At 46.1% G+C, this 16,242-nt stretch carries 12 protein-coding genes; all 12 read right to left on the reverse strand.

All coding sequences use genetic code 11. The annotated features are described in order from the left end of the window. Positions 1-107: 107 nt before the first annotated feature. Positions 108-2,204: an elongation factor G gene (gene fusA, locus Q4Q50_RS21695; protein ID WP_311901098.1), complete on the reverse strand. Its 2,097-nt coding sequence runs from the start codon at positions 2,202-2,204 to the stop codon at positions 108-110. Between the two features lie 77 nt (positions 2,205-2,281). Further along, a complete protein-coding gene (rpsG, locus tag Q4Q50_RS21700) occupies positions 2,282-2,752 on the reverse strand; it encodes a 30S ribosomal protein S7 (protein WP_011787570.1) in 471 nt (156 codons plus the stop codon). 81 nt (positions 2,753-2,833) lie between these two features. Beyond that, positions 2,834-3,208 (reverse strand): 30S ribosomal protein S12, encoded by a 375-nt coding sequence (gene rpsL / locus Q4Q50_RS21705; RefSeq protein ID WP_006083605.1) that lies wholly within the window; start codon positions 3,206-3,208, stop codon positions 2,834-2,836. A gap of 179 nt (positions 3,209-3,387) precedes the next feature. Next, positions 3,388-7,605 carry a DNA-directed RNA polymerase subunit beta' gene (rpoC, locus tag Q4Q50_RS21710; RefSeq protein ID WP_311901099.1) on the reverse strand — a complete coding sequence of 1,406 codons (4,218 nt, stop codon included), beginning with the start codon at positions 7,603-7,605 and terminating at the stop codon, positions 3,388-3,390. An 84-nt stretch (positions 7,606-7,689) separates the two neighbouring features. Next, complete coding sequence (gene rpoB / locus Q4Q50_RS21715) at positions 7,690-11,721, reverse strand: DNA-directed RNA polymerase subunit beta (RefSeq protein ID WP_220591696.1); 4,032 nt, start codon at positions 11,719-11,721, stop codon at positions 7,690-7,692. Positions 11,722-11,963: 242 nt separating this feature from the next. Beyond that, positions 11,964-12,329: a 50S ribosomal protein L7/L12 gene (rplL, locus tag Q4Q50_RS21720; RefSeq protein ID WP_006083608.1), complete on the reverse strand. Its 366-nt coding sequence runs from the start codon at positions 12,327-12,329 to the stop codon at positions 11,964-11,966. Between the two features lie 54 nt (positions 12,330-12,383). Next, entirely contained in the window at positions 12,384-12,884 is a 501-nt protein-coding gene (gene rplJ, locus Q4Q50_RS21725; RefSeq protein WP_006083609.1) for a 50S ribosomal protein L10, read from the reverse strand. Positions 12,885-13,150: 266 nt separating this feature from the next. After that, on the reverse strand, positions 13,151-13,852 hold the full coding sequence (gene rplA / locus Q4Q50_RS21730) for a 50S ribosomal protein L1 (RefSeq protein ID WP_106648466.1): 702 nt from the start codon (positions 13,850-13,852) through the stop codon (positions 13,151-13,153). Between the two features lie 4 nt (positions 13,853-13,856). Then, positions 13,857-14,285, reverse strand: coding sequence for a 50S ribosomal protein L11 (rplK, locus tag Q4Q50_RS21735; protein ID WP_006083611.1), 429 nt, complete (start codon positions 14,283-14,285; stop codon positions 13,857-13,859). 127 nt (positions 14,286-14,412) lie between these two features. Further along, positions 14,413-14,964: a transcription termination/antitermination protein NusG gene (gene nusG, locus Q4Q50_RS21740; protein WP_106648467.1), complete on the reverse strand. Its 552-nt coding sequence runs from the start codon at positions 14,962-14,964 to the stop codon at positions 14,413-14,415. 9 nt (positions 14,965-14,973) lie between these two features. Next, complete coding sequence (secE, locus tag Q4Q50_RS21745) at positions 14,974-15,345, reverse strand: preprotein translocase subunit SecE (protein ID WP_006083613.1); 372 nt, start codon at positions 15,343-15,345, stop codon at positions 14,974-14,976. A gap of 264 nt (positions 15,346-15,609) precedes the next feature. Then, on the reverse strand, positions 15,610-16,242 hold a 633-nt coding region (locus Q4Q50_RS21750), incomplete at its 5' end, for an EF-Tu C-terminal domain-related protein (protein WP_311901047.1).

Below are 16,242 nucleotides of genomic sequence, written 5' to 3' on the forward strand. Positions count from 1 at the left end.
TGAGGCTTAATACGTTCAAATTTAGCTTTTGCCACGATATATTCCTTTCTTTTCAGAATAGTCCAGTCAGTGCTGGACCATAATAACATTTATGTCGTAACTGGATATTAGCTACGAGATTCAATAATCGCTTTTGCAATGTTTTGCGGTGCATCAGAGTACTTCAAGAACTCCATAGAGTATGAAGCGCGACCCTGAGTAGCAGAGCGCAAATCAGTTGCGTAACCAAACATTTCAGAAAGAGGCACTACAGCATGGACTATTTTGATGCCACCAAAGCCATCATCCATCCCCTCAATCAAGCCACGACGACGGTTTAAATCACCAACGACGTCACCCATATAATTTTCAGGGGTAGTTACTTCAACTTTCATGCAAGGTTCGAGCAACGCAGGGTTTGCTTCAAGCGCACCCTTTTTGAAGCCCATAGAACCTGCAATTTTGAACGCCATTTCATTCGAGTCCACATCATGATATGAACCGTCGAATAGAGTGACCTTCACGTCCAACACAGGGAAGCCAGCGAGAACGCCATTCTTCATCTGTTCTTGGATACCTTTATCAACCGCAGGAATGAATTCACGAGGAATCACACCTCCCACAACTGCATTGACAAATTCGTAACCAGCGCCTTCTTCATTAGGCTCTAGTTTTAACCAAACGTGACCGAATTGTCCACGACCACCTGATTGGCGTACAAATTTACCTTCAGCTTCTACTGACGCTCGGATAGTCTCGCGGTACGCCACTTGTGGCTTACCTACGTTACATTCAACACCAAATTCGCGACGCATACGGTCAACGATGATGTCTAAGTGTAACTCACCCATACCCGAAATCAGAGTTTGTGATGATTCTTCGTCAGTTTCAACTCGGAATGATGGATCTTCCGCTGCAAGCTTTTGCAACGCGATACCCATTTTATCCTGGTCGGCTTTTGACTTAGGCTCAACGGCAATGGTAATTACTGGTTCTGGGAACTCCATACGTTCCAAGATCACTCTATGATCGTTATCACAAAGCGTATCACCCGTAGTCACTTCTTTTAAACCAATCGCCGCAGCGATATCACCAGCACGGACTTCTTTCAGCTCAGTACGATCGTTTGCGTGCATTTGCACCATGCGACCTACGCGTTCACGCTTCTGTTTGACAGAGTTGTAAACGCCCGAACCTGATTCGAGTACGCCAGAGTACACGCGAATAAAGGTCAAAGTTCCTACGAATGGATCTGTAGCAATCTTAAATGCCAATGCAGCAAAAGGCGCATTGTCATCTGATGGGCGTTCTACTTCTTGGTCGTTCTCATCGATGCCCTTAATTGGAGGCACATCAATGGGCGCTGGCAAGAATTCAATAACCGCATCAAGTACCGCTTGAACGCCTTTGTTCTTAAATGCAGAACCACAAGTCGCTAAAACGATTTCATTATTTATAGTACGCTGACGTAGCGCCTTTTTAATTTCGTCTTCTGATAGCGTGCCTTCTTCAAGGTACTTATCCATCAGTTCATCCGAAGATTCGGCGGCTACTTCAACTAGATACTCATGCATTTCAGCCGCTTTAGCCGCTAACTCTGCAGGGATCTCCTCATGAGTGAAAGTCATACCCTGGTCTGATTCATTCCAGTTAATAGCTTTCATCTTAATTAAGTCGATCACACCTTTGAAGTTTTCTTCTGCGCCAATATTCAATTGAATAGGCACACAAGTGGCTCCAAGACGAGTTCTAATTTGCTTCACTACACGTTCAAAGTCAGCACCTGCACGGTCCATTTTGTTGACAAATACTAAGCGTGGAACGCGGTATTTATCAGCTTGACGCCACACTGTTTCTGACTGAGGTTCAACACCAGATGAACCACAGAAAACGACAACAGCGCCGTCGAGGACACGCAGAGACCGTTCAACTTCAATAGTAAAGTCAACGTGACCAGGGGTATCGATGATATTGATGCGGTGTTCAGTGAATTGAGCATCCATACCACGCCAGAATGTGGTTACCGCAGCCGAGGTGATAGTGATACCACGCTCTTGCTCTTGAACCATCCAGTCTGTGGTAGCGGCGCCGTCATGCACCTCACCGATTTTATGAGACAAACCGGTATAGAACAGAACACGTTCTGTTGTGGTGGTTTTACCTGCGTCAACATGAGCACAAATACCGATATTACGATAACGCTCAATTGGGGTTGTACGAGCCACTATTATACCCTCTCCACCAAGACCTAAGTCTTGGCAATATCAACAACATGGTGTGGGCCTAAGCCCACACCATCATATTACCAACGGTAATGAGCAAAGGCTTTGTTAGCTTCAGCCATGCGATGCACGTCTTCACGCTTCTTAACAGCAGTACCTTTGTTTTCAGACGCATCCAGCATTTCACCTGCTAGACGTAAAGCCATAGATTTTTCACCACGCTTACGAGCAGCTTCAACTAACCAGCGCATCGCCAGTGCGTTACGACGCACAGGACGAACTTCACATGGTACCTGGTACGTAGAACCACCAACGCGACGAGATTTAACTTCGACTGATGGGCGAACGTTGTCCAGGGCTGCTTCAAGGATAACTAAATGGTTTTCGCTTTTCTTTTCAGCGACAACATCTAGTGCCTTGTAAATAATTTTTTCTGCAGTCGACTTTTTGCCGTCTTGCATAATGACGTTGATGAACTTAGCCAGCAACTCACTGTGAAACTTTGGATCTGGTAGGATTTTACGTTGTCCTACAACGCGACGTCTTGGCATAACAATTCTCCGTATGCTTCAGGGATTTCCAAAACTGGAATTCTCAAAATAAAACTAGCTTGGCCTTACTTAACGGATAAGTTAAGACTTAGGACGCTTAGCACCGTATTTAGAACGGCTTTGGCGACGTGAAGTCACGCCTGCACAGTCTAATGCGCCACGAATAGTGTGATAACGCACACCTGGTAAGTCTTTAACACGACCACCACGGATTAAGATCACGCTATGTTCCTGCAGGTTGTGGCCTTCACCGCCGATGTACGAAGTCACTTCGAAACCGTTAGTTAGACGCACACGAGCTACTTTACGTAGTGCAGAGTTTGGTTTTTTAGGGGTAGTTGTGTACACACGTGTACAAACACCACGTTTTTGCGGGCACGCATTCAACGCAGGCACATTAGTCTTGTCGACTTTTGGCGCGCGTGGCTTACGTACCAACTGGTTTACAGTTGCCATGTATAGCTCCGAGTCAGTTGAATCAAACTCAACGATAAGGTGTGAAAAATCTATATCCCACAATGGTGGGACGCGGAATTTTAGAAAGGTAATGCCTGACTGTCAAGAAATAGCCAACTTTTGCGGCATATTCCAAGAAAAAAGGCGCCATAGGCGCCTTTTTATAACAAACTGATTACTTAATCTTGGCTACCAGCCAGGTTTAAGAGATCGGCCAAGTTCTGTTCGGCTTCACTTGCAGTGATCTTATTCACTACTACAGGTTCGTTTTTCTTCGCACGCGCTTCATTACGAGTCTTGTGATAAGCGTAACCGGTACCGGCTGGGATCAGTCGGCCAACGATAACGTTTTCTTTCAGACCACGTAATTGATCGCTCTTACCACCTACGGCAGCTTCGGTCAGTACGCGCGTGGTTTCTTGGAACGATGCTGCTGAGATAAAGGATTCTGTTGCCAGAGATGCTTTAGTAATACCCAGTAGTTCACGTTCAAAGGTCGCAGGCACTTTACCTTGGGCGATCAGTTCGCGGTTAGCGATCTTAACGCGTGACACTTCAGCTTGTTCCCCTTCAAGGAACTCAGTGTCACCGGCAGAAGTGATAAGACACTTACGCAGCATCTGACGGATGATCACTTCGATATGCTTATCGTTGATCTTCACGCCTTGCAGACGGTAAACGTCCTGTACTTCGTTCACAATGTAGTTAGCTACGTTGTGGATACCACGAAGACGCAGAATGTCGTGTGCCGCTTCTGGACCGTCAGCGATAACTTCACCACGTTCGACTTTTTCACCTTCGAACACGTTTAAGTTACGCCACTTAGGGATCATCTCTTCATAATGATCGCCGCCATCAGCAGGTGTAATCACCAAACGACGCTTACCTTTGGTCTCTTTACCAAACGAGATGGTACCAGAGATTTCCGCCAGAATAGCTGGCTCTTTTGGCTTACGCGCTTCGAACAAGTCAGCAACGCGTGGCAGACCACCGGTGATGTCGCGAGTTTTAGACGATTCCTGAGGAATACGAGCTAATGCGTCACCCACGTTGATTTGCGCGTTATCTTCTAAGTTAACGATCGCACTACCTGGTAAGAAGTACTGTGCTGGTACTTCAGTACCTGGGATCATTAAATCGCTACCGTTAGCGCCAAGCAGACGGATCATTGGGCGCATTTCTTTACCCGCAGTACCACGCTGACCAACGTCAAGGATCACGATTGATGACAGACCCGTTAGTTCGTCTGTTTGACGTGTCATAGTAACACCGTCAATCATGTCTACGAACTTGATACTACCCGCCACTTCAGAAATGATTGGGTGAGTATGTGGATCCCAGTTAGCGATAACATCGCCCGCTTCAACAGCGGCTTCTTCTAGCTTCTCGAGCACAGTACCGTATGGCACTTTATAACGCTCTTTCTCACGACCCAGCTCGTCAATAACGGCCAGTTCAGAAGAACGAGAAACGATAACCAGTTTGCCGTCACTGTTAGTAACATGCTTAGCATTATGCAGTTTCAATGAACCCGAGTTTTTCACTTGGACATTGTTTTCTGCAGATGCTCTCGATGCCGCACCACCGATGTGGAACGTACGCATCGTTAACTGTGTACCTGGTTCACCGATAGATTGTGCTGCCACAACACCGATGGCTTCACCGTGGTTAATAATATGACCACGAGCCAAGTCACGACCGTAACAAGCTGCACACACACCGAAATCGGTATCACAAGAAATAACAGAACGTACAATGACTTCGTCAATTGAATGCTCTTCTAACTTGTCACACCATGCTTCGTCGAGTAGCGTGTTACGTGGTGCGAGTACGTCTTCAGTGCCTGGATAGAACACATCAATCGCAACTACACGACCCAGTACGCGTTCACGTAACGGCTCAACCACATCACCACCTTCAATCAGCGGTTTCATGGTTAGACCTTCGTGAGTACCACAATCGTCTTCGATAACCACTAAATCTTGTGCAACGTCTACAAGACGACGAGTCAGGTAACCCGAGTTCGCTGTCTTCAATGCCGTATCGGCTAGACCTTTACGCGCACCGTGAGTAGAAATAAAGTACTGGAGTACGTTTAGACCTTCACGGAAGTTAGCGGTAATTGGCGTTTCGATGATTGAGCCGTCTGGCTTAGCCATCAGACCACGCATACCCGCCAACTGACGGATCTGTGCGGCACTACCACGAGCGCCTGAGTCAGCCATCATATAGATGCTGTTAAACGAGGCTTGTTTCTCTTCAACACCATCACGGTTAATCACTGTCTCAGTTGACAGGTTTTCCATCATAGCTTTAGAAACTTTTTCGTTGGCACTTGCCCAGATATCAATAACTTTGTTGTAACGCTCACCGGCTGTAACTAGACCAGATTGGAACTGCTCTTGAATTTCAAGAACTTCCGCTTCTGCATCAGCAACTAAGGTGTATTTCTCGTCTGGAATAACCATGTCATCGATACCTACAGAGGCACCAGAAATGGTTGCAAAACGGAAACCGGTATACATCAATTGGTCAGCGAAGATAACAGTATCTTTCAGACCCAGTTGACGATAACAAGTGTTCAACAGTTTAGAGATCTGCTTTTTGCCCATGTTCTGGTTAACCAGATCAAATGACAAACCTGCTGGCAGAATAAGTGACAGCAGTGCACGACCCACAGTCGTATCAACGATACGGCGTTGTTCAGTACGTTCACCAGTGTCACCAATAATGGTTTCAGTGATACGTACTTTAACGCGGGCATGCAGTTCAGCAGCACCAGTTGCGTAAGCTTTTTCAACTTCAGCAACAGACATAAATGCCATACCTTCACCACGGCCGTTAATACGCTCACGGCTGGTGTAGTACAGACCCAATACCACGTCTTGAGACGGTGTGATAACAGGCTCGCCGTTGGCTGGTGACAGGATGTTGTTGGTAGACATCATCAGGGCACGGGCTTCAAGCTGCGCTTCCAGTGTTAACGGTACGTGTACCGCCATTTGGTCACCGTCGAAGTCGGCGTTGTATGCCGCACAAACGAGTGGGTGTAACTGGATTGCTTTACCTTCAATCAGTACTGGTTCGAACGCTTGGATACCCAGTCTGTGCAGTGTTGGTGCACGGTTGAGCATCACTGGATGTTCGCGGATCACTTCATCCAGAACGTCCCATACTTCCGCCACTTCACGCTCAACCATCTTCTTAGCCGCTTTGATGGTAGTAGCTAAGCCACGACCTTCTAGCTTGCCATAGATGAATGGCTTGAACAGTTCCAGTGCCATCTTCTTAGGAAGACCACATTGGTGCAGACGTAGAGTAGGACCTACGGTAATGACCGAACGACCAGAATAGTCGACGCGCTTACCCAATAAGTTCTGACGGAAACGACCTTGCTTACCTTTGATCATATCAGCCAAAGATTTCAGAGGACGCTTGTTAGAACCGGTAATAGCACGACCACGACGACCGTTATCTAATAGCGCATCAACAGACTCTTGTAACATACGCTTTTCGTTGCGTACGATAATGTCTGGCGCAGCTAAATCTAACAGACGCTTCAAACGGTTGTTACGGTTGATCACGCGGCGATACAGGTCGTTAAGATCTGAAGTCGCGAAGCGGCCGCCATCGAGCGGTACCAGCGGACGTAAGTCAGGTGGTAACACAGGCAGTACTTTTAAGATCATCCACTCAGGCTTGTTGCCTGAAGTGTAGAATGCTTCCATCAGCTTAAGACGTTTAGTCACTTTCTTGCGACGAGTCTCAGAGTTGATTGACGGCAATTCTTCACGCATTTGTTCAATTTCTTTCGCTAAATCGATAGCACGTAACAGTTCAAGCACTGCTTCGGCACCCATTTTAGCTTCGAACTCATCACCGTATTCTTCTAATGCATCCAGATAAGTTTCTTCTGTCAGCATTTGGCCACGTTCAAGGCTGGTCATGCCAGGCTCGATCACGACAAATGATTCAAAATACAGTACGCGTTCGATATCACGCAGCGTCATATCCAGCATTAAGCCGATACGTGACGGTAGTGATTTTAAGAACCAAATGTGCGCAACTGGGCTAGCCAGTTCGATGTGACCCATACGCTCACGACGTACTTTAGTTTGGGTTACTTCAACGCCACACTTTTCACAAATAACACCACGGTGCTTCAAACGTTTGTACTTACCGCACAAACATTCGTAATCTTTGACTGGGCCAAAGATACGCGCACAGAACAGACCTTCACGCTCAGGCTTGAAGGTACGGTAGTTGATGGTTTCTGGCTTCTTAACTTCACCAAAAGACCAAGAACGGATCAGATCAGGCGATGCCAGACCAATTTTGATGCCGTTAAATTCTTCAGTCTTGCTTTGCTGTTTCAGAAACTTTAATAAGTCTTTCACGTTTCTCTCCTGAAGGAGTTAAACCGGGTGCTCCGCTCGCACGGAGCACCATTCTGTTTGCCAAACGCGGCTAAAGGCCTGCGCTTATGCCTGATCCAACTCGATATTAATACCGAGTGAACGGATCTCCTTCAGTAACACGTTGAAGGACTCTGGCATGCCAGGTTGCATCTGATGGTTACCGTCGACGATGTTCTTATACATCTGAGTACGACCGTTAACGTCATCCGATTTAACAGTGAGCATTTCTTGAAGCGTATAAGCGGCACCGTATGCTTCTAGTGCCCACACTTCCATCTCACCGAAACGCTGACCACCGAACTGAGCTTTACCGCCCAGTGGTTGTTGAGTCACTAAGCTGTACGAACCGGTAGAACGGGCGTGCATCTTGTCATCAACTAAGTGGTTCAGTTTGAGCATGTACATGTAACCAACAGTTACTTGACGCTCAAATTCGTTACCGGTACGACCATCAAACAACTTCAACTGACCAGAGGTTGGCAAACCTGCAAGTTCAAGCATCTGCTTGATCTCTTTCTCTTTAGCACCATCGAATGCAGGAGTTGCAATCGGGATACCGCCTTTCAGGTTAGTCGCAAGACGTAATACTTCATCATCAGTGAATGAATCGATATCGACGCGCTGTTGCACTTCGTCACCTAATTCATAAACTTGTTTGATGTAGCCACGAACTTCAGCCAGCTCACGCTGTTCTTCAAGCATCGCAGTGATCTTGTTACCAATACCTTTGGCAGCGGCGCCCATATGGACTTCAAGTACCTGACCAATGTTCATACGTGATGGAACACCTAGTGGGTTCAATACGATGTCTACTGGGTTACCTTGTTCGTCATACGGCATGTCTTCGATTGGGCAAATCTTAGAGATAACACCCTTGTTACCGTGACGACCCGCCATCTTGTCACCAGGTTGGATAGTACGCTTAACCGCTAAGTAAACCTTAACGATCTTGAGTACGCCTGGAGCCAAGTCATCACCTTGGGTGATCTTGCGACGTTTGATTTCAAACTTCTTATCGAAGTCAGCTTTCAGCTCTTCATGCTGTTCAGCCAATTGCTCAAGTTCAGTTTGTTTAGTTTCATCGTCAATAACTTGAATCAAAACATCTTTACGTGGCAAGGCAGCAATTTGCGCGTCAGTGAAACCAGCACCGATTAACAAGTTACGCGCACGGCTCAATACACCTTCTTCAAGGATCTTGAACTCTTCGCCTAAGTCTTTACGAGCTTGGGCAATGTGCATCTCTTCGATTTCAACTGCACGCTTGTCTTTCTCAACGCCGTCACGGGTAAATACCTGAACGTCGATGATAGTACCCTTAACAGAGTTAGGTACACGCAGTGAACTGTCTTTAACGTCAGACGCTTTCTCACCGAAGATAGCTCGCAATAACTTCTCTTCTGGCGTTAGCTGTGTTTCGCCTTTTGGCGTCACTTTACCAACCAGAATATCGCCGCCCTTCACTTCTGCACCAATGTAAACGATACCTGACTCGTCGAGTTTCGACAGAGCAGACTCACCTACGTTTGGAATATCAGCCGTGATTTCTTCGCTACCCAACTTAGTATCACGAGCAATACAAGACAGCTCCTGAATGTGGATAGTAGTGAAGCGGTCTTCTTGCGCTACGCGCTCAGAAATTAAGATCGAATCTTCGAAGTTGTAACCGTTCCAAGGCATGAACGCGATACGCATGTTCTGGCCAAGGGCTAAGTCACCTAAGTCAGTAGACGGACCGTCTGCTAACACGTCACCGCGAACCACTGGCTCACCAACTGAACAACAAGGACGTTGGTTGATACAAGTGTTTTGGTTAGAACGGGTGTACTTAGTCAGGTTATAAATGTCGATACCGGCTTCGCCTGGGCGTAGCTCATCTTCATTTACCTTAACAACGATACGGCTCGCATCAACGTAGTCTACAAAACCACCACGCTTAGCAACAACCACAACACCTGAGTCAACAGCAAGAGTACGTTCAATACCAGTACCTACTAGCGGCTTTTCAGAGCGTAGTGTTGGTACGGCTTGACGTTGCATGTTCGCACCCATCAATGCACGGTTAGCATCATCGTGTTCTAAGAACGGGATGAGCGACGCAGCAACAGAAATGATCTGTTGTGGCGAAACGTCCATATACTGGATGTCAGCAGCGCGCATAAAGGTAGATTCACCTTTATGACGACAAGCAATTTGCTCTTCTGCCATACGACCGTTCGCGTCAACTTCAATGTTCGCCTGTGCGATCACATAACGACCTTCTTCGATTGCTGACAAGTATTCCACTTCGTCAGTAATCACGCCGTCGATAACCTTGCGGTATGGCGTTTCTAGGAAGCCGTATGAGTTAGTACGGGCAAAGCTTGCTAATGAGTTGATTAGACCAATGTTTGGACCTTCAGGGGTCTCAATTGGACATAAACGACCATAATGCGTTGGATGTACGTCGCGGACTTCGAAGCCTGCACGTTCACGAGTCAAACCACCGGGGCCAAGAGCAGAAATACGACGCTTATGCGTTACTTCTGACAGCGGGTTGTTTTGGTCCATGAATTGTGACAGCTGAGAAGAACCGAAGAACTCTTTCACTGCAGCAGAAATTGGCTTAGCGTTGATCAAGTCTTGTGGCATCAGCTCGTTCAGATCGCCTAAAGATAGGCGTTCACGCACGGCGCGCTCAACACGGACTAAACCTACGCGGAATTGGTTTTCAGCCATTTCACCGACGCTACGAATACGACGGTTGCCTAAGTGATCGATATCATCGACTTCGTCGAAACCGTTACGGATATGAATGATGTTCTTCATTACCGCGACGATATCTTCTTTAGACAATACACCGCTACCTTCGTCATCAGGAATGCTGAGACGACGGTTGAACTTCATACGACCGACTTTAGACAGGTCATAACGCTCTTCACTGAAGAACAAGTTCTGGAATAGTGCTTCGGCAGCATCTTTGGTTGGTGGCTCGCCAGGACGCATCATACGATAGATCTCAACCAGCGCTTCTAAGCGGTTAGTGGTTGAATCGATACGCAGCGTATCTGAAATATAAGCACCATGATCTAGCTCGTTGATATACAAGGTGCTGAGTTCTTTAATACCGGCCAATGATAATTTAGCCAGATCTTCTAGGCTAATTTCACTGTTGGCAGAGACTAAAACTTCACCCGTGTCCGGATCGATATAATCTTGAGCAGCATATTTGCCCACGATATATTCAACTGGCACTTCGAGTTCAGTGGTATTGGTTTTTTCTAATTGGCGAATGTGGCGCGCAGTGATACGACGACCGGCTTCAACCAGTACAGAACCTTCAGCATCCTTGATGTCATAGCTGGCAGTTTCGCCACGCAGACGCTCAGGAACCAAGGCCATAACCAGAGTATCTTTCTTAATCTTGAACTCAACGCGTTCAAAGAACAGATCGAGGATCTCTTGAGTAGAATATTCTAATGCACGTAACATGATGGTCGCAGGCAATTTGCGGCGACGGTCAATACGCACAAATAGTGCATCTTTAGGATCGAATTCAAAGTCAAGCCATGAACCACGGTAAGGAATAATACGTGCGTTATACAGCACCTTACCTGATGAGTGGGTTTTACCACGGTCATGATCAAAGAACACGCCTGGAGAACGATGTAATTGAGATACGATTACACGCTCAGTACCGTTGATAACAAAAGTACCGTTATCCGTCATCAATGGGATATCACCCATGTAGACTTCTTGTTCTTTAATATCTTTTACTGTGCCCGCCGCTGCTTCACGGTCATACAACACCATGCGTAATTTAACGCGTAGTGGAGCTGAGTACGTAACACCACGGATCTGACACTCTTTCACATCAAAAACAGGCTCGCCAAGCTTATAGCTGACGTATTGCAGTTCTGAATTACCAGAAAAGCTCTTGATGGGAAAAACGCTACGGAAGGCGGCTTCTAAACCGCGCTCACCGGTAGGATCTTGATCGGTGAACTTCTTAAAAGAGTCTAGCTGGATAGACAATAAATAAGGGATATCCAAAACTTTTGGACGCTTACCAAAGTCTTTGCGAATACGCTTCTTTTCAGAATAGGAGTAAACCATGGGTTTCCTCTGCTTACGAGATGTGACCAAGACTGAATAAATAACTTATGTTATTAAATTCAGCACGTTTGCCCATCACCGTTGATGGCAAGAACCTAACCAGTAATCTCTGCTAGGGACTGCAAAATTTGGCGACAAACGGTGAAAAAAAATCGCCAGCGCATATAGCGCAAAAAAGGCCGACGGTTAAAAAACCGCCAGCCTCCACCCAAGTGGCTTGGGTGAGCAAGCTAAATAATAGCTTACTTGATTTCTACAGAAGCACCAGCTTCAGTAAGTTCTTTCTTCAGAGCTTCAGCTTCTTCTTTAGAAACGCCTTCTTTAACTGCTACTGGAGCAGCTTCAGACATAGCTTTAGCTTCTTTCAGGCCTAAACCTGTTGCGCCACGGATTGCTTTAATAACAGCAACTTTGTTGTCGCCGTGAGCAGTCAGAACTACGTTGAATTCTGTTTGTTCTTCAACAACAGCAGCTTCAGCACCGCCAGAAACAACGGCAGCAGCAGCAGAAACGCCGAACTTCTCTTCCATTGCTTCAATTAGTTCAACAACTTCCATTACAGACATAGCTGCAAAGGCTTCTAAGATTTGGTCTTTAGTGATAGACATAACAAATGTTTCCTATTGTTCTGAATTCAATTTTATTAAGCAGCCAGCTTGAAATTAAGCGGCTTCTTGTTTTTGATCGCGCAGGGCGGCCAGTGTACGAACGAACTTGCCAGCAGATGCTTCTTTCATAGTCATCATTAACTGAGCTAGTGCTTCTTCGTATGTTGGCAGTTTCGCCAAACGATCAATTTCAGCTGCAGGGATGAAATTCCCTTCAAAGGCTGCGCCTTTAACTTCGAAGTTAGCTTGTTCTTTAGCAAAGTCTTTTAACAGACGTGCTGCAGCACCTGGGTGCTCTAAAGAAAAAGCGATCAAAGTTGGGCCAGTGAACGTCTCTGCTAGGCACTCAAAAGCAGTACCTTCAACAGCACGACGAGCCAATGTGTTACGTACTACACGTACATATACACCAGCTTCGCGAGCTTTTTTACGCAGACCGGTCATAGCACCTACAGTCACACCGCGAGAATCAGCGGCAACTGCAGATAGCGCACCTTTGGCAGCTTCGTTGACTTCAGCAACAATCGCTTTTTTGTCTTCGAGTCTTAATGCCATTGGCTTTACTCCTGGATTCTACCTAGGGTATTCCCTAGTATTTACCATACTAAATACTTATGTATTTAGTGACTTACGGTGCAGATTATCCAGTAAAAAAATTTAGCTGGGGCCTGACACCGTCTACGCAGGAAATTAAGTTATTTTTACAAAAAACACCTGCGGTCTTGGACGGAAACCTGAGTTACAACCAATTAAACGGCGATAAAACAGGCTTCAACCCACAAAGTGCGCGCATTATAGATTAATACGCTCACCTTGTAAAATTATATGGTTGTCTCAAGCGTAGCTTGATCAACTGCAACACCTGCACCCATAGTGGTAGAGATGCTAACCTTTTTCACGTATACACCTTTAGCAACTGCAGGCTTAGCCTTTTTCAGTGCAGAGATCAACGCTTCCAAGTTTTCTTTCAATTGAACTGGTGTGAAATCCACTTTACCGATAGTAGTGTGGATAATACCGTTCTTGTCGTTACGGTAACGAACTTGACCAGCCTTGGCATTCTTAACAGCTTCAGCAACGTTTGGTGTTACTGTACCTGTTTTAGGGTTAGGCATTAAACCACGTGGGCCTAAGATTTGACCTAACATACCAACAACGCGCATTGCATCTGGAGATGCGATAACCACGTCGAAGTTCATTTCACCGGCTTTGATTTGCTCAGCCAGATCATCCATACCAACTAGCTCAGCACCAGCAGCTTTTGCCGCTTCAGCATTTGCACCTTGTGTAAATACTGCAACGCGAACGTCACGACCAGTACCGTGTGGCAACACTGTTGCACCACGAACGTTTTGGTCAGATTTACGTGGGTCGATACCCAGGTTAACTGCTACGTCTACACTTTCAACGAATTTTGCAGTTGCTAATTCTTTTAACAGAGCAACAGCTTCGTTGATATCGTAGCTTTTAGTACCGTCAACTTTTTCGCGAATTACGCGCATGCGTTTAGTTAGCTTTGCCATTATATTAATCCTCTACAACCAAACCCATTGAACGCGCAGTACCTTCGATTGAGCGAGTCATCGCTTCAATGTCAGCACCAGTCATATCGGCAGCTTTAAGTTCAGCAATTTCTTGAACTTTAGCGCGTGCGATAGTACCCACTTTCTGAGTGTTTGGACGTGGAGAACCTGATTTCAGGCCTGCAGCAGTCTTCAGTAAGTAAGACGCTGGAGAAGTCTTAGTTTCAAAAGTGAATGAACGGTCACTGTATACAGTGATCACGACAGGAATAGGCATGCCTTTTTCCATTTTTTCTGTACGGGCGTTAAACGCTTTACAGAATTCCATGATGTTCACACCTTTTTGACCCAAAGCTGGACCAACTGGTGGTGACGGGTTCGCAGAACCTGATTTTACTTGTAGCTTAATATAAGCATCAATCTTCTTTGCCATCTGACATTTCCTCAGTTTGGGTTCAAACGCGCATCAGCGACATGCTGACGTGCTCCCCCGAAAACAACGGGGACGGATTATATAGAAACTCGCCCCCGTTGCCAAACGGATTTTGTAGTTTATTTAATCAGCCTTTTTCAACTTGACTAAAGTCAAGTTCAACTGGCGTAGAACGACCAAAGATCATTACTGATACTTTTACGCGGCTCTTGTCATAATCCACTTCCTCAACGGTACCGTTGAAGTCAGCAAATGGACCATCACACACACGCACCACTTCACCAGGCTCGAAGATAGTTCTATGAGTCGGTGACGCTGTCGTTTCTTGTAAGCGACGCAGAATTGCATCCGCTTCTTTATCGGAAATTGGGGCAGGACGATCAGAGGTTCCGCCAATAAAGCCTAAAACACGCGGGATGCTTTTGACTAAATGCCAGCTGTCATCGTTCATTTCCATCTGGACTAACACATAGCCAGGGAAAAACTTACGTTCGCTCTTACGACGCTGACCTGCACGCATTTCAACGACTTCTTCAGTCGGGACCAATACCTCGCCGAAGTATTCTTCCATGCCGTGCATCTTAATGTATTCAATCAGTGACTTACAAACTCGGCCTTCATAGCCTGAGAATGCCTGCACTACATACCATCTTTTTTTAGCTTCTTTAGCTTCAGTCATTCGAGGTGCCTATACGCCAGTGATAAAATTGACAATTCGCATTAACACAGCATCCATACCCCAAAGGATAAGAGCTAAGATACCTGTTGCTGCAAGGACAATAAAAGTGGTGTTTAGTGCTTCTTGACGCGTCGGCCATACAACCTTGCGCACTTCGATATGCGCTTCACGGGCAAAAGCTAACGCTTTTTTACCTTTTACAGTCTGAAGCGCAATAAAACCAGCAATAGCGAATGCAACGATAACACTAAGCGCACGTATTACGGCACTGGCTTCGCTATACATTTGATTGCCAATAACAGCAGCGGCTAGTAATACAATCACTAAACCCCACTTCACGATATCCAGAGAATTGTTCTGGTTTTCAGTATTTGTTGTCATCGGTTTTTCCGTTACTCAATACGGCCTGAGCTTAGAGCACATTAATTGACGGGCATAATTCCCACATCATACTCTGCATTTCCGAACACCCTTAGAAACGCAAAATAGCATAAGCTCAGGGTCAAAAATCGGCCATAGATTGTATTCTTATTCGACTTTGTAAGCAAGGATGCGAATCCCATGCAATCCACAAAACCTGTGAAATAATCCACTTAAACAAAAAAGGAAGCCGAAGCTTCCTTTTCAAACTAATCTCTGTCGCGATTAAGCGATGATTTTAGCTACTACACCAGCACCAACTGTACGACCACCTTCACGGATTGCGAAGCGTAAACCTTCGTCCATCGCGATTGGGCAAATCAGAGTCACTACCATTTTGATGTTGTCGCCAGGCATTACCATCTCTACGCCTTCTGGCAGTTCGATAGTACCGGTTACGTCAGTTGTACGGAAGTAGAACTGTGGACGGTAGCCTTTGAAGAATGGAGTGTGACGTCCACCTTCTTCTTTTGACAGAACATAAACTTCTGATTCAAAAGTGGTGTGTGGGTTGATTGAACCTGGTTTAGCCAATACTTGACCACGTTCTACGTCATCACGCTTAGTACCACGTAATAACACACCACAGTTCTCGCCTGCACGACCTTCGTCAAGCAGCTTACGGAACATTTCTACGCCAGTACACGTTGTTTTAGTCGTAGTGCGAACACCAACGATTTCAACTTCGTCACCCACTTTAACAATACCACGCTCAACACGACCAGTTACTACTGTACCACGGCCAGAGATTGAGAATACGTCTTCGATTGGCAGTAGGAACGGCTTGTCGATGTCACGTTGTGGTTCTGGAATGTAAGAATCCAGAGCTTCAGCAAGTTCGATAATCTTAGCTTCCCA

This window comes from Shewanella scandinavica (assembly GCF_031932065.1).
Lineage (GTDB): Bacteria > Pseudomonadota > Gammaproteobacteria > Enterobacterales > Shewanellaceae > Shewanella > Shewanella baltica.

Coding starts and splice junctions, on each gene's coding strand:
- rpsL (WP_006083605.1), bottom strand. CDS start 3,208: ATGGCAACTGTAAACCAGTTGGTACGTAAGCCACGCGCGCCAAAAGTC.
- rplL (WP_006083608.1), bottom strand. CDS start 12,329: ATGTCTATCACTAAAGACCAAATCTTAGAAGCCTTTGCAGCTATGTCT.
- rplA (WP_106648466.1), bottom strand. CDS start 13,852: ATGGCAAAGCTAACTAAACGCATGCGCGTAATTCGCGAAAAAGTTGAC.
- rpsG (WP_011787570.1), bottom strand. CDS start 2,752: ATGCCAAGACGTCGCGTTGTAGGACAACGTAAAATCCTACCAGATCCA.
- rplK (WP_006083611.1), bottom strand. CDS start 14,285: ATGGCAAAGAAGATTGATGCTTATATTAAGCTACAAGTAAAATCAGGT.
- nusG (WP_106648467.1), bottom strand. CDS start 14,964: ATGACTGAAGCTAAAGAAGCTAAAAAAAGATGGTATGTAGTGCAGGCA.
- rpoB (WP_220591696.1), bottom strand. CDS start 11,721: ATGGTTTACTCCTATTCTGAAAAGAAGCGTATTCGCAAAGACTTTGGT.
- rplJ (WP_006083609.1), bottom strand. CDS start 12,884: ATGGCATTAAGACTCGAAGACAAAAAAGCGATTGTTGCTGAAGTCAAC.
- secE (WP_006083613.1), bottom strand. CDS start 15,345: ATGACAACAAATACTGAAAACCAGAACAATTCTCTGGATATCGTGAAG.